Source organism: Xanthomonas sp. NCPPB 1068 (genome assembly GCF_041479385.2).
Taxonomy (GTDB): domain Bacteria; phylum Pseudomonadota; class Gammaproteobacteria; order Xanthomonadales; family Xanthomonadaceae; genus Xanthomonas; species Xanthomonas cannabis.
In genome coordinates this window covers 191,552-211,572 of record NZ_CM192986.1, presented here as the reverse complement: position 1 = coordinate 211,572, position 20,021 = coordinate 191,552, and the positions used below count along the sequence as shown (strand labels likewise).

Sequence of the window (20,021 nt, the reverse complement as noted above, 5' to 3'; positions counted from 1 at the left end):
GCACTCATCGCCAGGCCGGCGTGGCCGATGCTTGGGAATCAGCATGGTGCAGTCGTACACAGCGTTCCGAGCGCGCCGTCGGCACGCATCTGACGACGACTGCTCGCCATGTTTTTTAGCCGCTCAACGTCGGGAATACGTGATTGATTCGGCACAGACTAGATCTCTTACCGACAGCGATGTTCTGCGCCGTTACATTACGTTCTCACTACACAGCTGAGCGAGTAGTACAGCACCCGTCCATCAGAGACGGCATCTGATGCGACTTTGCGCTAGTTTTTCGGCGTCTGCGTGTAGGCCAACAGCAGCACCAGCGGTTCCTCACCGATCTGCTGCAAGGCATGCGTGCTGCCAGGCCGCGTCAGTAGCGCGTCGCCGGCGCTGACGTCGTACTGCTTGCCATCCAGCGCGTACAGGCCGCGGCCGCTGACGATGTAATAGATCTCGTCCTTGTCGTGCAGGTGCAGGCCGATGCCGGCGCCCTTGTGCAGCACGCGCTTACGCAGCACGAACTTCAGCTCCGGCGCGTCTGCGAAGAATGGATAGGCCGTGGTGGGGCCGGCGCCGCCGTGCGGGCCGGGTTGTTCGTGGGCAAGATCGCGCTCATGCACAACCAGCGAGGGATGCGCCTGTGCGGTGCGTTGGGCGGCGGTGTCGGGTGCTGCGCCGCAGTCGGCATCGCGGCGTAGTTGTGTCTTGAGCTCGGGCTGCAGTTGCACCCAGCCGTGCACGACCAGGCAGGCGATGGCGGTGGCACCGGCGCGGCTGAAGTGGGTGCCGTCTGCCTTGTGTTGTTCGGGCACGAACAGGAAATACGGTTTGGCGGCTTGTTCGCCGAGTGCGCGGATCCAGTCGCTGGAACTGGCGTTGAGATCGATCAGGGCCACGCGTTCTTCGGCGGCCAGTTGCTGCATCGCCAGCGTGTAGCGCCCGTGCGTGTCGAGCAGCGCGCCGAAGTCGTAGAGCAGACGTTCGGCCGGGGTGATCAGGATCGGGGTGGCGCCGGTGTCGCGTGCGGTGGCGATGTAGCGGCGCAGGAACTGCACGTAGTCGGTGGTGGGATCGGTGTAGCGCGTGGGATCTTCGCGCTTGGCGTCGTTGTGGCCGAACTGGATCAGCAGGATGTCGCCGCGTTGCAGTTCTTTTGCGATGGCATCCAGGCGGCCTTCGGCGATGAAACTGCGCGTGCTGCGGCCGCCCTTGGCGTGGTTATGCACCTGCCACTGCGCCGGGTCGAACCACTCCTGCAGCAGTTGGCCCCAGCCGGCTTGCGGCGCGCGCTCCGGGCCGTAATCGGCGGCGGTGGAATCGCCAGCGATGAAGATGTGGTGGGGTGCGGTGTGGGCAATGCTTGCAAAGAGCAGCAGCGATGCGAACAGCAGCAGACGCATGGTGGGCTCCGGGGAAATGCCAAGTACACGACGCTGTTCCTTCTCCCTTTGGGAGAAGGTGCCCGAAGGGCGGATGAGGGTGCGGGTATTCCGAAAATGCTGGACCGCCTTACTGTCGTCTCAAGTCTTTATCCGTTTGAGGCAACCGTCTTCCGCCATACCCTCACCCCAACCCTCGCTCCGCACCCCTGCCCGCGCTAGCAGCGCGGACGCTCCAAGGTACGCGCGCCAATGGCGCGCAAGCGGTACCTTCTCGCCCCGGCGGGAGAGGGGCTCAAGCGCGTTTGCTAGTTACGCGGCGGCAGCTGCGGCTTCGGGCTTGCCCAGTACACCGGCGACGAAGCTGCGGATTTCCGCATCCTGGGCGTTGTCGAAGAAGCACTGCTGGAAACGCTCGCCACCGATCGCCTGCTTGATCAGCTCCGGGTCGATGGCGCGCAGGCCGTCGAGGTAGGACTTGGCGGTGGCCTGCTTGACCTGGGTCAGGATGCCGGCGTTGGCGGCCTGCGATTCGCGACGTTCGGCCGGGTAGCCCAGGCCGCGCTCGCCGCTGAAGGCCTTTTCGAAGATGTAGCGCACGTTGATTTCCGCGCCCCAGCCGTAGCCCTTGGCGAATGCCAGCGACAGCGCGTTGCCGTTGTTGACCTGGGCGAACAGGTAGGCGTCGGTCGGCTCGATGCAGTAGCCGCAGAACACGCCCGGGTGCGCGTTGAGCGACATCATCGCGCCCTGGCCGGTACCGCAGCCGGCGACCACGAAGTCCACGGCCTTGGAGTTCAGCAGCAGGCTGGCGACGATGCCCAGGTGGATGTAGGTCAGGCGGTGATCGTTGTCGCCGTCCATGCCGACGTTGAACACGCTGTGGCCCTGCTCGCTGGCGACGTCGTTGAGCTGCTGCAGGATCACCGGGTTCTTGGCGGCCTGGCTAAACTCGTTCATGAGTGCGATTTTCATGGGAATGCTCCGATTGGTTGGGGAAGAGTGGTTCGGAAAAAGATGAAGGCAATGGTGCCGCCGCGAGGTGTTTTCGGTTGCGCTGCCCGTCCGGGGCGTTGGCAGGCGAGGGCTGCCCTCATCCGCCCTTCGGGCACCTTCTCCCACAGGCGGGAGAAGGACACCACATCGCAGCAACACCAGGGGCGGCGGCGCGCGCTGGATGGTGCGCGCCATCGCTGTGCGATCTGGATCAGCGTGCCAGCCAGCCGCCGTCGACCGGGATGATGGCGCCGTTGACGTAATCCGAGGCGCTGCTGGCCAGGAACACGGCGGTGCCGCCAAGGTCGGACGGTTCGCCCCAGCGCGCGGCCGGGATGCGATCCAAGATGGCCTTGTTGCGATCCTGGTCCGCACGTAGCTGCGCGGTGTTGTCGGTGGCCATGTAGCCCGGCGCAATGGCATTGGTGGTCACGCCCTTGCTGGCCCATTCGTTGGCGAGCAGGCGGGTGATGCCGGCAATGCCGGACTTGCTGGCGGTGTAGGACGGCACCCGGATGCCGCCCTGGAACGACAGCATCGAGGCGATGTTGATGATCTTGCCGCGGCCCTGGGCGATGAAGTGGCGGCCGGCGGCCTGCGCCATGAAGAATGCCGACTTCAGGTTGACGTTGAGCACGTCGTCCCAATCCTGCTCGCTGAAATCGACCGCGTCGGTGCGGCGGATCAGGCCGGCGTTGTTGACCAGGATGTCCAGCCCGCCCAGCCCGGCGATGGTCTCGTCGACGATGCGCTGCACCGGTTCGATGCTGATCAGGTTGGCTTCGATGGCGAGGAAGCGACGGCCCAGCGCCTTGACCTTCTGTTCGGTCTCGGTGGGCGCCTGGATGCCGGCGGCAGCGATGTCGGCGCCGGCCTGCGCCAGTGCCAGCGCGATGCCCTGGCCCAAGCCCGTGTTGGCACCGGTGACCAGTGCGACCTTGCCTTCGAGACTGAACGGATTGCTCATTACCTTGTCGCTCCTGCTGGATGTGCCGTGATGTGATGAGTGAACCGCGCGATGCGCGGCCGATTGCATTGTTCGAACGGGTGCAGTGCCGGCGCCTAGCGCGACCGAGGCGACGCTGTGGTGCCGGCCTTGCTGAAACGCGGGCTTACTTGAGCTGGCAGATGTCCAGCACGTGCATGTCGGTGTAATCCAGGTTTTCGCCGCCCATCGCCCAGATAAAGGCGTAATTGCTGGTGCCGGCGCCCATGTGGATGGACCACGGCGGCGACACCACCGCTTCGTTGTTCTGGATCACGATGTGGCGCTGCGCGTCGGGCTCGCCCATGAAGTGGTACACGCGGTCGTTGGCGCCGAGGTCGAAATAGAAATACACCTCGCTGCGGCGGTCGTGCAGATGCGGCGGCATGGTGTTCCAGACGCTGCCCGGCTTGAGCACGGTCAGCCCCAGCAGCAGCTGCGAGGACTGGCAGGTGGCCGGCACGATGTACTGGTAGATGGTGCGCTCGTTGCTGGTTTCCAGCGCGCCACGGTCCAGTGCCACCGCATCCTTGATCGACAGCTGCTTGGTCTCGAAGCGCGCATGCGCCGGTGTCGAGGCCAGGTAGAACTTGGCCGGGTTGGCGGCATCATCCGAGGCGAAGCTGACATCGGTACTGCCCATCGCCACGTACAGGCCGTCCTTCGGCCCCAGCGTGTAGGCGGTGCCGTCCACGGTCACGGTGCCGGCGCCCGCGCCGACGTTGATCACGCCCAGCTCGCGCCGCTCCAGGAAGGCATGACCGGCGGCCGACGCCGGCTCGGTCTGCTTGGGCAGCTCCACTGCGGTGCCCAGCGGTGCGGCGCCACCGAGCACGAAGCGCTCGTAGTGGGTGTATTTGAGGGTCACCGCACCGTCGACGAACAGGCCGTCGAGCAGATACAGCTCGCGCAGGTCGTCGTTGCTGGCGCCTTTGATGGCGTCCGGGTGGGTGGCGTAGTGGGTCTTGCAGTACAGGGACATGCGCGATCTCCGTGGCAAGCGGGGGGAAAGAGGGCTTGCACCGGGGTAGTCTACCGGCTCTGGTTAACCGGTGTCATTGCGCAGTGCAAGATGGCGGTTGAACCGTGCGCCGGCTTGCCCTTCTCCCGTCGGGAGAAGGTGGCGCGCAGCGCCGGATGAGGGTGCGAGGCTGCGCGTGGTGTGTGGGGGCGCGGTTTGGTTGGTCGGGTTAGAGGCTTATGTGGATCTCCCACCAACGCTTACGGCTTGCTTTTTTGGATGGCTGTCTGCCGCCTTGCCCTCACCCCAACCCCTCTCCCGCCGGCGGGAGAGGGGCTTAGAGCGCTTCTCCTGCAGGGAGAGGGTCTTTGTCGCGGCGATCGGCGGACTGCCTTCCCCCGCCTGCGGGGGAAGGTGCCCGAAGGGCGGATGGGGGCCGCCGTGGGCCGACCAAGGCTGCAGTTGTCACCTTGACGGGCGCGCCGTCCCGCAAGGAGCGGAAGGCCAGCACCGCGAGGGGTCGCGACGCAAGGCGCTCAATCTTCCGGCGGTTGGCAGGAGTCGCGCACGATCAGGTGCGGGCGCACGCTGGCGGTGGGCAGTTGCGGGGCGTTGTCCGGCTGGATCAGCATGGCGGCGGCGGTGCGGCCAGTGTCGCGGGTGTGACGGCGCACCGAGGTGAGCGGTGGCCACAGGCGCGAGGCCAGCGAGCTGTCGTCGTAGCCGATCACCGAGAGCTGGCGCGGGATGCTGATGCCGGCGCGCAGGGCCACCTTGTAGATACCGGCGGCCATTTCATCGTTACCGGTGAAGATGGCGGTGGGGCGCTTCTTGCCCAGCAGCAGCTTTTCGGCCGCGGCCACGCCGGATTCGAAGGTGTAGCCGGCTTCCACGATGCGCTCGGGCGGCAGTTCGATGCCGCGCCGGGTCAGTGCGTCGGCAAAGCCCGAGGTGCGTTCGATCGAGGAGCGGTAAGCGCTGGGGCCGGTGACCAGGGCGATGTCGCGGTGGCCGAGCGAGAGCAGGTAATCGGCCGCTTCGGCCGCACCGTCACGGTCGTGGGTGATCACCGTCTGCGAGGTGGCGTCCAGCGCGATCGAGGCGATGCGGGTATAGCGGCAGCCGATTTCGGCCAGCATGTCGGCCAGCGCCTGGTCTTCGGAGGCGCGTGGCACCAGGATCACCCCGTGCAGCTTCTGCGCCTGCGCAAAGCGGCGCACGCCCTCGATGTAGCCGGGGCTGCGGCTGTCGCAGGGGTGTACCACCAGTTCGAAGCTGGAGCCGCGCAGCGCGTCCAGCGCGCCGTACTGCATGTCCACGATGTACTGGGCGGTGGGGTTGTCGTAGACCATGCCGATCAGGAACGAGCGCCGGAACGCCAGCCCGCGCGCCAGCGGGTCGGGCGCGTAGCCCACCTCGCGCATCAGCGCCTCGACCTTCTCGCGGGTGTCCTGCCGCACCAGCGGCGAGTTGTTGATGATCCGCGACACGGTCTTCTTGGACACGCCCGACATGCGGGCGATGTCGTTGATCGTGGCTACCTTGCCCTTCGGCAGGCCGGGCATTCCCTCTTCAGGCATCTTGCGGGCGGGCATAGCGGTCAACCGTTGAAGTTGATTGGATTCTACCGGCCACAGGGCCGGCAGACCTGAGCGCAGCCTGCCGAGAGCGCAGGCCCGCCATGCAGGGCCTGTCGCGGCAGGCCTCGCCGCGGCATGCCCGACGATGCAGAACGGTCAGTCCAGGGCGCGGTAGCGGAAGTTGCGGAACTCCACCTGGCCGGGGCCTGCGGCATACAGCGCCGGCTTCAGGGCCAGGAACTTGCCGGCCACGTTGTGGTGGTAGCCGGACACCTCCATCTGCACCGGGTACTTGGTCCACGCCTTGCCGTCGGTGCTGCTGTGGATGGTGACGATGTGGCGGTTGTTGGTGACCCGTAGCCACAAGGTGCCACCGGTAGCACTGGGCGCCAGCGTGCCGGGGCGTTCTTCGCCGTAGCGGTGCATGACGAAGTTTTCGCCATTGCTGCCCACGCCGGCGTAGAGCTTGTCGCTGTAGAACAGCAGCGCCCCGCCCTGCCCGCCCGGCGCCACCGTCATCTGCACCTCGAACTGGTAGGCGGGGTCGGTGGCGATCACCGTCAGCGGCGAGGCATTGCGCGGGGCGTTGCCCTTGCCCTGCAGGCGCAGCACGCCATCGCCCACCTGCAGGCGCTTGGCCTCATCGGCGGCCGGGTTGAAGAACGCCCACTGCGGGCCGAGCGTGGCGGCACGGAAGTCGTCCGACAGCGCCAGGCCGTGTTGCAGCGCCTGGCCGCTGGGTTTTTTCAGCGGGGTGCCCAGGTCGCCGCCCTTGGCGACGAACCAGCCGTCCGGGGTCCATTCGATCGGGTCCAGCAGCGCCTGCCGGCCCAGCGTCCAGAAGCCGTGTTCGTAGCCGTGGTAAAGCATCCACCAGCGCTTGTCGGTGCCTTCCACCAGGGTGGCGTGGCCACGCGACCACCACGGCTCGTCGGCGCTCTTGGTGCGGGTGATCGGGTTGTTGGGCGCGTTCTGCCAGGGCCCGTGGATGGAGCGCGAGCGCGCGGTGATCACCATATGCCCGGTCGGCGGGCCGGCGGTGCCGCCCACGGCGGTGGTCATGTAGTACCAGCCGTTGTGGCGGGTGATCTTGGGGCCTTCCTGGGCGTAGCCTTCCACGTCCCAGCTTTCCGGGTATTTCCAGCCGTCGTAGACGTGCTTGGGCGAACCGACCACTTTCAGGCCGTCGTCGGAGAGCTGCACATAATCGCCGCCGCTCAGGAACAGATAGCGCTTGCCGTCTTCGCCCACCGCATGGCCGGGGTCGATGTACTTGCCCAGGCCGATATCGATCGGCGCGCTCCACGGGCCCTTGATGTCATCGGCCCACACCACGAAGTTGCTGCGCTCGCCCTGGTCGCCACGCCGGGCCGGGAAATAGATGTAATAGCGCTTGCCGTGCTTGATCAGGTCCGGTGCCCAGATCGCACCGACATTCTGGGTAATGGCATGGCCCAGTGGCTGCCAGTTGACCAGATCGCGCGAATGCCAGATCGGCAGGCCCGGGTAGGCATCGAACGAGGACAGCGTGAGGTAGTAATCGTCGCCGTCCTTGAGCACGGACGGGTCGGGATGGTCGCCGGCCAGCACCGGGTTGAGGAAGGTGCCGTTGCCCTGGTCGGCGATGCGCTGATGCTCGATGCCGCGCTTCCAGTCGGCCGCGGCGCTTAGCCCGGTACACAGCAACAGTCCGCCGGCCAGCAGCCAACGCAGACGGGGTGAGGTGATACGCATACGCATGCTTTCTCCTGGTCCCCGCGGTGCGGGGCGATACGGTCGCGGCAGCAATGCCACCGGTTAACCGGATGAGGCGGAACCCTCCCGCCAGCAGCGATGCCCAACCCACGCAAGGCACCGCGCGTACCTGGCAGGCGGGGATACGGCGCGATTGCCGTACCGATCCGCGCCTGCCAGGCACGCCGTCGCTCAGGTCCTCATGCGCGCAAGGCGCGTGGCAACCACAGCGACAATTCGGGGAAAAACGCCACGATCAACAGCACGCACAGCGCCGCCAGCCAGAACGGCCAGATGGTGCGCATGCTTTGCGCGATGGTGATCTGGCCGATGGAGGTGCCGATGAACAGCACCGAGCCGATCGGCGGGGTGATCAGGCCGATACCGCCGGCCAGCACCATCACCAGACCGAAGTGGATCGGGTCGATGCCATAGGCCTTGACCACCGGCAGGAAGATCGGCGTGCAGATCAGGATCTTCGGCGCCAGGTCCATGAACATGCCCAGCAACAGCAGCATCACCACGATCATCAGCAGCACCATGTTCTTGCTGTCGGCGATGGCCTGCAGGAACTTCACCGCAGCGGCAGGCACCTGCAGATAGGCCAGTAACCAGCCGAACACCGCCGCGGTGGCGATCACGAACAGGATCACGCCGGTGGTGCGCGCGGCATGCGTGACCGCGGCGAAGAACTCGGCCCAACGTAGCTGGCGATACAGCAGCGCAGTGACGATCAGCGCGTACACCACCGCGATCGCCGCACTCTCCACCGCGGTAAAGATGCCGGCACGGATACCGATGAAGATCAACGCCACCAGGCCCAGGCCCGGCAATGCACCGATCAGGCGCAATGCCACCGCACGCCAGCCCGGGAACGGCTCGGTGCCGTAGCCGCGATGGCGCGCCACCGCATAGCCGGTGACCATCATCGCTGCAGTCATCAACAACGCGGGGACGATGCCGGCCGCGAACAGATCGGCAATCGACAGGCCGCCGCCGGCCGCGGCCGAAAACAGGATCAGGTTATGCGAGGGCGGCACCAGCAACGCCACCAGTGCGGCGGTCATGCTCACGTTGACCGCGTAATCGCGGTCGTAACCGCGCTTGATCATCTGCGGAATCATGGTGCCGCCCACCGCCGAGACGTCGGCGATGGCAGACCCGGACACGCCGCCGAAGAACAGCGACGACAGCACGCTCACCTGGCCCAGGCCACCGCGCACGCGACCCACCAGCGAAGACGCCAGCGCGATCAGGCGTTCGGAAATGCCACCGCGCAACATCAGCTCGCCAGCGAAGATAAACAGCGGAATGGCAATCAGCGACGCCGAGCCGCTACCGGCGGAAATCTGCTGCACCAGCACCACCGTGGGCAGGTCCAGATACAGCAGCGTGGCCAGGGCGGCCGCACCCAGCGCATACGCCACCGGCACGCCGATCAGCAGCAGCACCACAAAGGTTCCCAACAACATGGCGATGCCCATCAGCGCACTCCTCCGACATGGACCGGGCGCAGCACACGCCACAACTTGAACAGGGCGAACAGCACCATCAGCGCACCGCCGATCGACAGCGGCAGGTAGTTGATGCTCTGCGGCATCTGCGCGCCGGCCATCTTGATGTCCAGGCCATCGAGCAGCAGCGCCGCGCTCCACCACGCCAGCACAGCGCCAATGGCGAGAATCATCAGCGGGCGAATCACTTCGAAGATTCTGCGCACCAGCGGCGGCACGTGTTCGCCCAGCAGGTAGAAGCCGAAGTGGCGATTGGTGTGCACGCCGGCGGCAGCGCCCAGGCTCAGTGCGGTGCTCAGCAGCAGCAGCGTCACCGGCTCGGTCCAGCTGGGCGAGTCGTTGAGCACGTAGCGGGTGAATACCTGCCAGCCCTGCACGACCACCAGGCCCAGCAGCGCCAGCGACGCCACGCCAACGGCGATATCGGAAACGCGGTCCAGCGCGCGCTGCAACGGCGCGACCGGGACGGCGAGAGTCTCGGGTTCGGTCATCGGGTCACCTCTATGCGAAATCGCGGATGCGGCGGTACAGCGCTTCGATCTCCGGCTGCTTGCGGTATTCGGCCAGCAGCGGCGCGGCAGCGGCGCGGAACGCAGGCATGTCGACCTGGTTGAGCTTCACGCCGTAGTCGATCACCTGCTTGCGCGCCACCGTTTCCGAGGCATCCCACAAGTTGCGCATCACCGGCACCGAGGCGCGCGCCAGTTCCACCACCAGGCCGCGGTCGGCCGGGCTCAGCGATTCGAAGCTGGCGCGCGACATCACCAGGATGTCCGGCGCGTAGGAATGCTCGCTTTGCGACCAGTAATGTGCGGCTTCGAAATGCCGGCTGGACTGGAAGCTGCGCATGTTGTTTTCCGCACCGTCGATCATGTGCGTTTCCATCGCCGAAAACGTCTCGCCCAGCGACATCGGCGTGGGGTTGGCGCCCAGCATCCGCATCAGCTTGAGGAAGATGTCCGACGAGGCCACGCGCAACTTCAGGCCCTTGAGATCTTCCGGGCGGTGCAGCGGATGCTTGGTGTTGTAGAAGCAACGCGCGCCCGAATCGTAGATGGCAAGACCCACCAGATCGCGCTGCTCGAAGCTGCGCAACACGCTGTCGCCCACATGCCCGTCGATGGCACGGCGCAGATGCGGCACCGAGTCGAATACGTACGGCAGGCACAGCGCCTGGGTGAGCGGAAAGGTGTTGTTCAACGCGCCCGAATACACCCGGGTGATGTCGATGGCACCGAAGCGCGCCATGTCGATCGCCTCGGACTCGCGGCCCAGCTGGCCGGAATGGTACTGGCGCAGCTTGAGCCGGCCGTTGGTGCGTGCCTCGAGCTGCTTGCCGAACCAGCGCACCGCTTCCACGGTGGGGTAGTCGCCCACGTGCACATCGGTGGCGGTGAGCAACTGCCCGCCGGGAATCGGCGTGGTGGCGCCGGCGCCCAGCCAAGGGGCAGCGGCGGCGGCGCCGAGCCCGGCACCGAGGAAATGTCTGCGTGTGATCATTGGCGCCCTCCCAAGCGTCTGGTCACGGGGTCCGCACCTAGTTGGCGGACACAGCCGTACAGGAAATGTCGCCGATGCCGGCGAAGCGAATCAGGGCATGCTGTCCCACTTCGATGTCGTGGATACCGGTGGCATTGCCGGTGGCAATGAGATCACCGCGCTTGAGCGGACGCCCGCGCTGGGCCGAACGGCTGAGCGCAAATGCGTAGGCCGCACGCAACCCGCCGGGCAGCGTGGTGGCGCCGCCGGTGCCGACCACCTGGTCGTCGATCAGGGTTTCGGCGGTCAGGGCAGTCTCCTCGCGGTCCAGCCAATCGGTCACTTCCGGCCCCAGGATCAGGCCGTTGTTGTTGCCGAAGTCGGAGATCACCACGCGCGGGCCCAGCTTGTTGATGGTGGCCAGCGGGCTGCTGGCGATTTCCACGCCGATGAACAGCCGCGCCGGCAATGCGGCGGCCTCGTCGGCGGTGTAGTGCGTCTTGCCGCTGGGAGCATCGGCCTCCAGCCGCAGCACGTACTCGGCTTCCACCGCGCCGAAGCCGCCGACATAGATCGGGAACTCGGTTGTTCCACCGGTAGCATTCCAGAGCTTCTGAGAGAAGATCGGGCCCAGCAGCCGTTCGTCGCCGGAGGCATCGCGGCGCTCGGCGGCGATGTAGCCCACCTTCCAGCCCACCACCTGGTCGTGCCACTGGCTGATGGCGATGTCCTGCACCTGGTACGCAGTGACCAGATCGTCCGGGATTTGCCCGGGAAAGTCGGGCAGTGAAGCCCCGGCACGGCGGGCCTCCACAAAGCGTTGGGCGATGTCGGACAACGCGGATGTGGACGTTGGCGGGGTGGCGGCGTCGTTGCTCAAGGGTGTCTCCCTGATAGGTGTTTTGTTGCACTGCCAATCGACAGCGGCACGGTGTGCTGTATATGGTAAACCGGTGTCATTGGCAATGTGCAGTGCGGCATTGTGACCGCGATAACGAACTGGCCCTGGGAGGGGTGGATGCAACAGACACGTCGCAAACGCAGGGGCAGCGGGCTTTTGCACGCGTTGCGCCGAACAGTGACGGTGGCCCTGGGCGCGCTCGCCCTGGTTGCCACCCCGGCGTGGTCGGCGGAGGTGGCCAGCGCCGACACCGCAGCCGAACAGGCCAGCCGCATCGGCCTGTGGCCGCGCGCACTGGCACCGGGAGACACCGCGTTGCCGCAGCCGCAGCGCATCGTCGACCGCAGCAGCGATGCCGCCCTGCCCGACCGCTACATCCAGAACATCAGCGACCCATACCTGGTGGTCTACCGCCCCAGGCGGCCCAACGGCACCGCGCTATTGGTCGCCCCCGGCGGCGGCTATCAACGCATCGTGCTGGACAACGAAGGCAGCGCGCTGGTGCCCAGCTTCGTCGACCAGGCCGGCATCACCTTGTTCGTGCTGCGCTACCGCTTGCCGGGCGAAGGCCACCCCAACGGTGCCGACGTGCCGCTGGCCGATGCGCAACGTGCGCTGCGGCTGATCCGCGCCAATGCAACGCGCTACGGCATCGACGCGCAGCGCGTGGGAGTGATGGGCTTTTCGGCCGGCGGCCACGTTGCGGCCAGTCTTGGCACGCGCTACGCCGCGCAGGTGTATCCACCGGTGGATGCGGCCGATGCGCTGAGCGCGCGGCCGGATTTCCAGCTGCTGGTCTACCCGGTCATCGACATGGACAGCGCCAACGCGCACATGGGCTCGCGCGAACGCCTGATCGGCAAGGCGCCCAGCGCGGCGCAGGTCAGCGCGTATTCCCCGCAGTTGCACGTGGATGCGCGCACCCCGCCGACATTTTTGCTGCATGCGCAGGACGACACCGTGGTGTCGGTACGCAACAGCCTGTTGATGTACGGCGCGCTGCTGCGCGCCGGGGTACCAAGCGAACTGCATGTGTTTCCGCAGGGCGGCCATGGCTTCGGCACCGGCCGTACCAGCGGGCTGACGCTGGCGGCATGGCCGCAGCTGGCGCAGGCCTGGATTGCGCATGTGACCAAGGCGCAGACAGCTGCAGCGGCACAGGCACCGGGCTCGGTACCAGCAGATGCATCTGCAAAGGACGCGGCGCGATGACAGCGCCGTCCATGCCCGACGTGCGCCGACGCACGCTGTTGCGCAGTGGATTGCTCGCCAGTGCCGCCGTCGCGCTGCCAGGTTTCGCCGGTGCCGTGGCGCCGCCGCCACGCAACGACAGCGCCCCGCTGGCACGCGTGCGTGGCGGCGCAGTGCGCGGCTACCGCGACCAGGGAATCTGCGTATTCAAGGGCATCCCGTATGGCGGCGATACCGCGGCGCGACGCTTCCAGGCGCCGCTGCAGGAAACGCCGTGGCAGGACGTGCGCGATGCCAGCCATTTCGGTGCGGCCGCCCCACAACCCAAGGCCAGCGAGCCCACCAGCGAGGACTGCCTGTTCCTCAACGTGTGGACGCCCGGCCTGCGCGATGGCGGCAAGCGGCCGGTGCTGTTCTACATCCACGGCGGCGGCTACACCACCGGCTCCGGCAGCGACCCGCTCTACGACGGCGTGCGCCTGTGCACGCGCGGCGATGTGGTGGTGGTCACGGTCAATCACCGGCTCAACCTGTTCGGCTACCTGTCGCTGGCGCAGCTGGGCAATGCCAGCTTCGCCGACTCCGGCAATGCCGGGCAGCTGGACCTGATCCAGGCCCTGCACTGGGTGCGCCAGCATGCGGCCGAATTCGGTGGCGATGCCGGCAATGTCACCGTGTTCGGCCAGTCCGGTGGCGGCGCCAAGATCGCCACGCTGATGGCGATGCCGGCCGCACGTGGGCTGTTTCACCGTGCCTGGACCATGAGCGGGCAGCAGGTCACCGTGGCCGGCCCGCGCGCGGCCACCCAGCGCGCGCAGCTGCTGCTGGACGCATTGAAGATTGCGCCAGGCGATCTGGCGCGGCTGCGCACTGTGCCGGTGGCGGACCTGCTGGCCGCCGCGCAGGTGCGCGACCCATCGCGGGTGGAAAACAGCGCGCTGTATTTCGGCCCGGTGCTGGATGCGCGCAACGTGCCGGTGCATCCGTTCTGGCCCACCGCGCCGCTGCAATCGGCGCGCATTCCGATGGTGATCGGCAATACCCGCGATGAGACGCGCGGCTTTCTCGGCAACGATGCAAAAAACTTTGCGCTGAGCTGGGATGACTTGCCGGCCAAGCTGGAAGCGCAGCAATACGTGGACCTGTTGCCGCAGGTGGTGATTGCCGAATACCGGCGGCTGTATCCGCAGTACTCGCCTTCGCAGGTGTTCTTTGCCGCCACCACTGCCGGCCGCTCGTGGCGTGGCGCGGTCGAAGAAGCCGAAGCGCGTGCGCGTCAGGGCGCGCCCACCTGGGTCTATCAACTGGATTGGGGCTCGCCGCTGGAGGGCGGCAAGTTCGGCGCCTTCCACACGCTGGATATTCCGCTGGTGTTCGACACCATCGCCCAACCCGGCTCGCGCACCGGCAACAGCATTGATGCGCAACGCATGGCCGATCAGATGAGCGATGCGCTGATCGCGTTCGCGCGGCATGGCGACCCGAACCACCGCGGCGCACCGCACTGGAAGCCGTATTCGCTGCAACGGCGCGAGACGCTGCTGTTCGACGTGCCGAGCCGGCTGGCCAACGACCCGCGCGGCGGCGAACGGCGGCTCTACCAGCAGGCCCCCTTCATCCAGCGCGGTACGTTCTGACCATTCTGTTTTGGAACAACAACGGACGTGCCGGATGGTCGCCACTCGCATGAAGGCATTCTGCGCGAAAACGCAAGAAGCCCCTGATACATGCCAGTTCAGGCAGCGGCTGCGCCCCAGCTGCGCTGCGCAGCCGCGCTTATTCGACCCTGCAGCAGTGTTGATTCGATCTTGAGGTGATGCATGCGTCATGAGTCTGTTGCTTTATCGCTGCTGCTGGCTGCACTGGCAGCTGCCTGCCTTCCGTTGGCCGATGCCGCCGCTGCCGCGTTGGTCGACACGCCGCTGGCGTCTGCGGCATCCACCACCGATCCCTCAAAAAACAACGCACCTGCCGCGACAGTTTCGTTTGCCGCCAGCAAGATCGTGCTGGTGGGCGATTCCACCACCGCCGTGCAGGGTGGTTGGGGGCCGAGTTTCTGCGCGCAGCATGTGACCTCGTTTTTGAGCTGCCTCAATCTGGCGCGTGGCGGGCGCAGTACCTCCAACTATCGTACGGAAGGGTCGTGGGACATTGCGCTCAAGGAGTTGCGCAGCGGTGGCTACCGGCAGGTGGTGGTGCTGATCCAGTTTGGTCATAACGACCAGCCCGGCAAGCCGGGGCGCTCCACCGACCTGGCGACAGAATTCCCGGCCAACCTGCGCCGCTATGTGGCCGAGGCGCGTGCCGCAGGCGCGGTTCCGGTGCTGGTGACGCCGTTGACGCGGCGGCAGTTCGAGCGCGGCCAGCTGCTGGACGACCTGGCGCCATGGGCGCAGGCCACACGTGCGGTTGCGCGCGAGTTGCAGGTGCCGGTAGTCGACCTGCACGCGCGCAGCCGCACATTGGTGCAGGGCATGGGGCCGGTGCTGGCGATGCGGCTTGCGCAGCGGCCGGCCGACCCGCAGCAAGTGATTGCTGCGCAATCGGGCACTACCGTCGGCAAGACACCGGCGCAGACGCTGCCGTCGTCATCGTCATCGTCATCGTCGAAAGTGCTTGAAGGCGCCAGCGTGACTGCGGCCAGCGCGACTGCCACTGCGCAGGACAATGCCAGTGCGGAACCGATGGGCCAGGCAAAACTTGCGTTCGACTACACGCATCTTGGCCCCGAGGGCGCAGATGTCTTTGCGGCGATCGTCGCCGACGAATTGGCAAGGCAAGTGCCGGCCTTGCGGCCGCTGTTGATTCCATGATGCGTTGACGGCAACTGTGCTTGGCACGGTTGGGAGTTTGCCGAGCGCAATTTTGCCGAGCGCAATGACGCTGAAGTCGTTCCCAGGCGTGCAGGGCGGGGTTGGTGCAATCGACTGCTATCGGGGACGTGGTCGCTTGTTCCGTACCCTCATCCGCCCCCTCCGGGGCACCTTCTCCCCCGTGAAGGAGGACAATGTCCCGGTGGGAGAAGGAAACGCAGCGTGGCTGCGTTTTGTTGGACGCATCGCACAGCACCGACCGCGCCGGCCCAGCGGCTACGCAATGTTTGATTAGACGCTCCAAGCGTCGTCCTTTAACGCACAACAGGCACCGGCGCATCCGCCTCGATCACGCCTTCGCGCTTGAGCTCCTCCCACACCGCCGCCGGAATTGCCACGCGCATCGATGCCGCATTGGCGATTGCCTGCTCGGCCGTGCGTGCGCCAGGAATCACCGACGACACCACCTGCGGCGCCGCGGCAAATTGCAACGCCACGGTACGCAGATCCACACCATGCCGCTCGCAAGCGGCCAGCGCTTTCTGCCGCTTGGCTGGCGCCCATTCCGGCACCGTGCCGTCGTACAGATAACGCTCGCGGCCGGCCAGATACCCGGCCAGCAATGGCGCACCGACCACCACCGAGGCGCCGTGTTTGGCGATCTTGGGGAAGGTGTCGTGCAAGGCCTGCGCATGATCGAGCAGCGAGTACTGGCAGGCCATCAGGAAGATATCCGGGTCGGCCTCTTCGATTGCGCGCAATGCAGGCTCCGGGCGATTGACGCCAAACCCCCAGGCCTTGATCAGACCCTCCTTGCGCATCCTGGTCAGCTCCGGCATCGCGCCCTTCACCGCTTCGGCAAAACGCTGCTCCCACGGCATGCCCAGGTCTTTTTCGTTCTCCGGCGACAGGTCGTGGATATAGGCGATGTCGATCTGCGACACGCCCAAACGCTGCAGGCTGTCTTCGATCGAACGCCGCACACCGGCCGCGCTGTAATCGTAGCGATAGTCGAACGGCGAGGGCTGCACCCACATCGTCTTGGGCGGTTTGTCGGTGGCGGTGAGCAGGCGCCCGACCTTGGTCGACACCACATAGTCATCGGCCGCGTGATTGTGCAGGTGATGGCCGGTGCGCCGCTCCGACAGGCCCAGCCCGTACCATGGCGAGGTATCGAAATAACGCACCCCCGACTCCCACACCGCGGCCAGCGTCTGCTCGCTTTGTGCGTCGCTGGTGGGCGCAAAGCCATTACCGATGGCCACGCCGCCAAAGCCCAGGCGGCTGCGCGGCCGGTAGCGTGCGCCCTTGACGACGGGATTGGTCGGCAATGCGTTCGCAGCGGTTTTCCCGCGCGTCGGCATCACACTGCCAGGCGCAGAAGCCTGTGCCAGCAGCGGTGCAGCGGCCAATGCCGCAGTGCCCGCAGCGGCAGCGGAAAGAAATTGGCGGCGTGTATTCATCGGGATTCCTTGCACAACGTGGCCCACGAGGATGGCCCCGCGCGTGTGCATGCCAGGTCAGCGAACTCAGCCCAGTGCGAGCTCATGCACCTGTGCGCGTGGCGCGCCATCGCCCAGCCACAACGTGGCCACGCTGATCGGCAGACTGAAGCGACGTGGCCCGGCGCTGCCTGGATTGACGTACAACACGTCATCGCGTGTCTGGATCGCCGGCTTGTGCGAATGCCCGCTGATGATGACGTCTGCTGCAACGGCCGGCGTCAACGTTTTCAGATCGTGCAGCACATGGATGCGTACGCCGCCGATCAGCACATCCAGCGTCTGCGGCAAGCCCGCTGCCCAGGGCTTGTTGTCGATATTGCCGGCAATGACATGCAGCGGCGCCAGCGCCTGCAACGCGGCGAGAATCTCCGGCTTGCCGACATCGCCGGCATGGATGATCGCATCGCTTCCCACGAGCGCGGCCACTGCTTCGGGGCGCAACAATCCATGGGTGTCGGAGATCAGGCCGATGCGTGTGCGGTCGGGCATGGCATCCTCTTGCGCAGACAGAAGCGGCACATGCTACGCACTGCAAGTGCGCCGGACGTGAGGCCAGCGCGTGCAGAGGTCGCACGCCGCAGCGCAGCGCCGTGCAGGGACTACTACGTTCACTGCTGCACGCCTGCACCAGCAATCACCTGCGGCATTCACTACTCCATGCCTGCACCCCAATCACCCGCGGCGTAGCGTGACCAAACAACGTAGCGGGCGGTCGTCAGATGAGTGCGGTCACCACGCTTGGACTGCCGCGCACGCGTCGTCCATGCCGCGTCGGACAGCGACCGTGCGCGCCTGGCGGTGAACGCAGTCATCTGTTCGCCGCTCCTAAGCGACCCCGCGCGCCGGCCATGCCCACACGCTATTGGGATCGCCCTGCATGCCACGGCGTTTGCTCGCAAGCGCCATGCGCCAATACGCCCAGGCCATCACCAGCGCGACCAGATCCACGCCGAGCACGGACGCGCTCTGCCACGGCGCGGTCGCGCCGTGTGCGCCAATGCAGCTGGCCAGCGGAATCAGCGCCGTCAACGCGGCGCAGGCCAGCAAGACCTCATATGCACCGCGTGCGGTGGGGCGGACCAGCGCCCACAGCAGCGTTGCGGCGAACACTGTGTAATAGACATAGCGCTCCTGGCCCTGCGGCAGGTACCGCGCAGCGATAAACAGCGCCGAGATACCTGCCACACTGCCCAGGCAGACACCGACGGTCAGCCGCGCCATCGCATGCGTGCGACGCGGCTGCGCAATGGCGCGGCGCTTGCGCCGGGTTTCGATCCACAACAGGTTGCCGCTGTAGAACAGGAACGCGCCGCCGAGGCCGAGCAGGAAGTACAGCCACTGCACCGCCACATGCCCGAAGTTGCCGAAATGCAGCGCCTGCAAGCCGCGCAACGCAGCGGTGCCGGGCGACATCGTGGCCGGCTCCAGCACGCGCAATACCTGCCCGGTGCTGGCATCCAGTGCCACGCCGCCCAAGGTGTTGAGCCGGCGCTGGTCGTGGTGGCCATAGACCTCCACCCGCGCATGGGCATCGCCGGCATCGTGGTAGGCCAGGCTTTCCGGCACGAAGCCGGGGCTGGCTGCCACTGCCTTGTGCAACAGCACCGCTACCGGCAACAACGGCGCTGCACGCTTGGCCGGCGCCACATGCGGTGCCAGTTCGAAATCCGGCTCCAGGATCTGCATCAGCTTGCCGTCGAACACCAGGAACTGGAATGGCGCCAGCAGCAGCACGCCCAGGCATAGCACCGCGCCGGACCAGGCAAAGATCACATGGAATGGCAGCGACAGCATGCCCACCAGATTGTGCGCGTCCTGCCACAGCCGCTTGACGTTGGCGCCCACGCGCAGCGCGAACAGGTCCTTGAAGAACACCGGCGCGTACAACACCACGCCGCTGACCAGCGCCAGCCCGTACAACACGCTCACCACCCCGAACAGATAGGTGCCGAGCACGCGCGGCAGGCCGGCGGTGAAGTGCAGGTCGTAGAGAAAATCCGCAAAGCCCACGCGCTGCGGCACCTCCAGCAGGCAGCCATCGGGCCCTGCCTGATACTGGCGCATACCGCCGCTGGCATCGGCCTGCGCGCCATACCAATACACCCGCGCAATCGGCCCATGTTCGCCCGGCAACAGCAGCAGGAACGAATCGGCCACCTGCGGGTGGGTGGCGATGACCGTGTCCAGCAAGGACTGCGCCGCAGTCACCGGATCGGCAGGCGCCGTTTCGGCGCCCCCCGGCGCACTCTGCCACTCGCTGAGCTGATGCGTGAACACGGTGATGGCACCGGCATAGAAGGCAATGAACAAGGCCATGCCGGCCAGCAACCCCATCCAGCTGTGCACGGACAGAAACGCGCGCAAGGTCGATGCTTTCATGCGCTCAGCTCCGTCCAGCCCAGTGCCTTGATCGCGACGAGTGCGAGGTAGCACAGCAGCGTCAGCCCGCCGAGCACGATCCAGGCATGCAATGCCCGCCGGAACACGAACGGCAACGCCATCGCACCGATCCAGACCGGAAACATCAGCAGCAACCACACCAGGGTATAGCGCTGTTGCGGCCCCGGCAGCAGCAAGGCGCACAGGCCGACCACGCCCACCGCAAGCGGCAGGCCCAGCACCACCGCACTCAACCATCTAGCCCACATGGCGTGCCTGCCTGCGTTGTGCGCGCACCTGCCGCCCGACATCCAGCACCGGCAGTGCCACTGCCGCCAGCATCAGCGCCGTCACGGCGGCAAAGATGCCGGCCCACACGCCCAGCGCATGGATGGCGCAGGCCAGTGACAACGCCAGCAACACGCAGCCACCGACGCGCAACCCGCGCGCCGTGGGGCCTCGCTGCAGCAACAGACGTTGATGCGTGGTTGCCAGATAAAACGCCAGGGCCGAGGCGGCAGCGGCAAGCAGATAGAGTGCGGTCATCAGCGCGCTCATGCGCCAGCCTGCATTGAGGTGAGCGAAGGCGGCGCACCACGCTGGGCACGATGCG

Annotated in this window: 18 protein-coding genes; 3 read left to right on the top strand and 15 right to left on the bottom strand. The window is 66.4% G+C overall.

Going from position 1 to position 20,021, the window contains the following annotated elements:
* Window positions 1-272: 272 nt before the first annotated feature.
* The 10 genes from ACCQ12_RS00905 to ACCQ12_RS00860 form a co-directional block, all read right to left on the bottom strand.
* The gene (locus tag ACCQ12_RS00905) at window positions 273-1,391 is read right to left on the bottom strand and encodes a GDSL-type esterase/lipase family protein (RefSeq protein ID WP_372382714.1); all 1,119 of its coding nucleotides are present in this window, start codon (window positions 1,389-1,391) and stop codon (window positions 273-275) included.
* Between the two features lie 291 nt (window positions 1,392-1,682).
* Entirely contained in the window at window positions 1,683-2,345 is a 663-nt protein-coding gene (locus ACCQ12_RS00900) for an RpiB/LacA/LacB family sugar-phosphate isomerase (RefSeq protein WP_179453348.1), read from the bottom strand.
* A 232-nt stretch (window positions 2,346-2,577) separates the two neighbouring features.
* Window positions 2,578-3,333, bottom strand: a complete 756-nt coding sequence (gene kduD / locus ACCQ12_RS00895; protein WP_039407056.1) for a 2-dehydro-3-deoxy-D-gluconate 5-dehydrogenase KduD — start codon at window positions 3,331-3,333, stop codon at window positions 2,578-2,580.
* Window positions 3,334-3,478: 145 nt separating this feature from the next.
* A complete protein-coding gene (kduI, locus tag ACCQ12_RS00890; protein ID WP_047695036.1) occupies window positions 3,479-4,333 on the bottom strand; it encodes a 5-dehydro-4-deoxy-D-glucuronate isomerase in 855 nt (284 codons plus the stop codon).
* Between the two features lie 515 nt (window positions 4,334-4,848).
* A complete protein-coding gene (locus ACCQ12_RS00885) occupies window positions 4,849-5,907 on the bottom strand; it encodes a LacI family DNA-binding transcriptional regulator (protein ID WP_029218312.1) in 1,059 nt (352 codons plus the stop codon).
* Between the two features lie 141 nt (window positions 5,908-6,048).
* Window positions 6,049-7,632 (bottom strand): family 43 glycosylhydrolase, encoded by a 1,584-nt coding sequence (locus tag ACCQ12_RS00880; protein ID WP_372382713.1) that lies wholly within the window; start codon window positions 7,630-7,632, stop codon window positions 6,049-6,051.
* 194 nt (window positions 7,633-7,826) lie between these two features.
* Complete coding sequence (locus tag ACCQ12_RS00875; protein WP_039407044.1) at window positions 7,827-9,110, bottom strand: TRAP transporter large permease; 1,284 nt, start codon at window positions 9,108-9,110, stop codon at window positions 7,827-7,829.
* Complete coding sequence (locus ACCQ12_RS00870; RefSeq protein ID WP_372382712.1) at window positions 9,110-9,631, bottom strand: TRAP transporter small permease; 522 nt, start codon at window positions 9,629-9,631, stop codon at window positions 9,110-9,112. Before ACCQ12_RS00870 ends, ACCQ12_RS00875 begins: the two co-directional genes overlap by 1 nt.
* Before the next feature lie 10 nt (window positions 9,632-9,641).
* On the bottom strand, window positions 9,642-10,640 hold the full coding sequence (locus ACCQ12_RS00865) for a TRAP transporter substrate-binding protein (RefSeq protein WP_039407039.1): 999 nt from the start codon (window positions 10,638-10,640) through the stop codon (window positions 9,642-9,644).
* 37 nt (window positions 10,641-10,677) lie between these two features.
* The gene (locus tag ACCQ12_RS00860) at window positions 10,678-11,499 is read right to left on the bottom strand and encodes a 2-keto-4-pentenoate hydratase (protein WP_039407037.1); all 822 of its coding nucleotides are present in this window, start codon (window positions 11,497-11,499) and stop codon (window positions 10,678-10,680) included.
* Window positions 11,500-11,637: 138 nt separating this feature from the next.
* Between ACCQ12_RS00860 and ACCQ12_RS00855 the strand changes: the two genes are divergently transcribed.
* The 3 genes from ACCQ12_RS00855 to ACCQ12_RS00845 all read left to right on the top strand — a co-directional run bounded on the left by ACCQ12_RS00855 (window position 11,638) and on the right by ACCQ12_RS00845 (window position 15,524).
* Window positions 11,638-12,732: an alpha/beta hydrolase gene (locus ACCQ12_RS00855; RefSeq protein ID WP_372382711.1), complete on the top strand. Its 1,095-nt coding sequence runs from the start codon at window positions 11,638-11,640 to the stop codon at window positions 12,730-12,732.
* Window positions 12,729-14,348 (top strand): carboxylesterase/lipase family protein, encoded by a 1,620-nt coding sequence (locus ACCQ12_RS00850; RefSeq protein WP_372382710.1) that lies wholly within the window; start codon window positions 12,729-12,731, stop codon window positions 14,346-14,348. The genes ACCQ12_RS00855 and ACCQ12_RS00850 overlap by 4 nt, the downstream gene beginning before the upstream one ends.
* Window positions 14,349-14,531: 183 nt before the next feature.
* On the top strand, window positions 14,532-15,524 hold the full coding sequence (locus tag ACCQ12_RS00845) for a rhamnogalacturonan acetylesterase (protein WP_372382709.1): 993 nt from the start codon (window positions 14,532-14,534) through the stop codon (window positions 15,522-15,524).
* Between the two features lie 314 nt (window positions 15,525-15,838).
* Here ACCQ12_RS00845 and ACCQ12_RS00840 read toward each other — a convergent pair whose 3' ends face one another.
* The 5 genes from ACCQ12_RS00840 to ACCQ12_RS00820 all read right to left on the bottom strand — a co-directional run bounded on the left by ACCQ12_RS00840 (window position 15,839) and on the right by ACCQ12_RS00820 (window position 19,966).
* Complete coding sequence (locus tag ACCQ12_RS00840) at window positions 15,839-16,987, bottom strand: aldo/keto reductase (RefSeq protein WP_372382708.1); 1,149 nt, start codon at window positions 16,985-16,987, stop codon at window positions 15,839-15,841.
* Between the two features lie 66 nt (window positions 16,988-17,053).
* Entirely contained in the window at window positions 17,054-17,518 is a 465-nt protein-coding gene (locus ACCQ12_RS00835; protein ID WP_372382707.1) for a metallophosphoesterase family protein, read from the bottom strand.
* A 336-nt stretch (window positions 17,519-17,854) separates the two neighbouring features.
* Complete coding sequence (locus ACCQ12_RS00830; protein WP_372382706.1) at window positions 17,855-19,408, bottom strand: PepSY-associated TM helix domain-containing protein; 1,554 nt, start codon at window positions 19,406-19,408, stop codon at window positions 17,855-17,857.
* Window positions 19,405-19,677, bottom strand: a complete 273-nt coding sequence (locus tag ACCQ12_RS00825; protein WP_372382705.1) for a hypothetical protein — start codon at window positions 19,675-19,677, stop codon at window positions 19,405-19,407. The genes ACCQ12_RS00830 and ACCQ12_RS00825 overlap by 4 nt, the downstream gene beginning before the upstream one ends.
* A complete protein-coding gene (locus ACCQ12_RS00820) occupies window positions 19,667-19,966 on the bottom strand; it encodes a hypothetical protein (protein ID WP_372382704.1) in 300 nt (99 codons plus the stop codon). The genes ACCQ12_RS00825 and ACCQ12_RS00820 overlap by 11 nt, the downstream gene beginning before the upstream one ends.
* Window positions 19,967-20,021 lie beyond the last annotated feature (55 nt).

Bases quoted from the DNA above. Each gene is read 5' to 3' on its own strand.
- ACCQ12_RS00830 (WP_372382706.1), bottom strand. From the start codon at position 19,408: ATGAAAGCATCGACCTTGCGCGCGTTTCTGTCCGTGCACAGCTGGATG.
- ACCQ12_RS00870 (WP_372382712.1), bottom strand. From the start codon at position 9,631: ATGACCGAACCCGAGACTCTCGCCGTCCCGGTCGCGCCGTTGCAGCGC.
- ACCQ12_RS00865 (WP_039407039.1), bottom strand. From the start codon at position 10,640: ATGATCACACGCAGACATTTCCTCGGTGCCGGGCTCGGCGCCGCCGCC.
- kduI (WP_047695036.1), bottom strand. From the start codon at position 4,333: ATGTCCCTGTACTGCAAGACCCACTACGCCACCCACCCGGACGCCATC.
- ACCQ12_RS00850 (WP_372382710.1), top strand. From the start codon at position 12,729: ATGACAGCGCCGTCCATGCCCGACGTGCGCCGACGCACGCTGTTGCGC.
- ACCQ12_RS00900 (WP_179453348.1), bottom strand. From the start codon at position 2,345: ATGAAAATCGCACTCATGAACGAGTTTAGCCAGGCCGCCAAGAACCCG.
- ACCQ12_RS00845 (WP_372382709.1), top strand. From the start codon at position 14,532: ATGCGTCATGAGTCTGTTGCTTTATCGCTGCTGCTGGCTGCACTGGCA.
- ACCQ12_RS00835 (WP_372382707.1), bottom strand. From the start codon at position 17,518: ATGCCCGACCGCACACGCATCGGCCTGATCTCCGACACCCATGGATTG.
- ACCQ12_RS00880 (WP_372382713.1), bottom strand. From the start codon at position 7,632: ATGCGTATGCGTATCACCTCACCCCGTCTGCGTTGGCTGCTGGCCGGC.
- ACCQ12_RS00820 (WP_372382704.1), bottom strand. From the start codon at position 19,966: ATGAGCGCGCTGATGACCGCACTCTATCTGCTTGCCGCTGCCGCCTCG.
- ACCQ12_RS00840 (WP_372382708.1), bottom strand. From the start codon at position 16,987: ATGAATACACGCCGCCAATTTCTTTCCGCTGCCGCTGCGGGCACTGCG.
- ACCQ12_RS00855 (WP_372382711.1), top strand. From the start codon at position 11,638: ATGCAACAGACACGTCGCAAACGCAGGGGCAGCGGGCTTTTGCACGCG.
- ACCQ12_RS00825 (WP_372382705.1), bottom strand. From the start codon at position 19,677: ATGTGGGCTAGATGGTTGAGTGCGGTGGTGCTGGGCCTGCCGCTTGCG.
- ACCQ12_RS00905 (WP_372382714.1), bottom strand. From the start codon at position 1,391: ATGCGTCTGCTGCTGTTCGCATCGCTGCTGCTCTTTGCAAGCATTGCC.
- ACCQ12_RS00885 (WP_029218312.1), bottom strand. From the start codon at position 5,907: ATGCCCGCCCGCAAGATGCCTGAAGAGGGAATGCCCGGCCTGCCGAAG.
- kduD (WP_039407056.1), bottom strand. From the start codon at position 3,333: ATGAGCAATCCGTTCAGTCTCGAAGGCAAGGTCGCACTGGTCACCGGT.
- ACCQ12_RS00875 (WP_039407044.1), bottom strand. From the start codon at position 9,110: ATGGGCATCGCCATGTTGTTGGGAACCTTTGTGGTGCTGCTGCTGATC.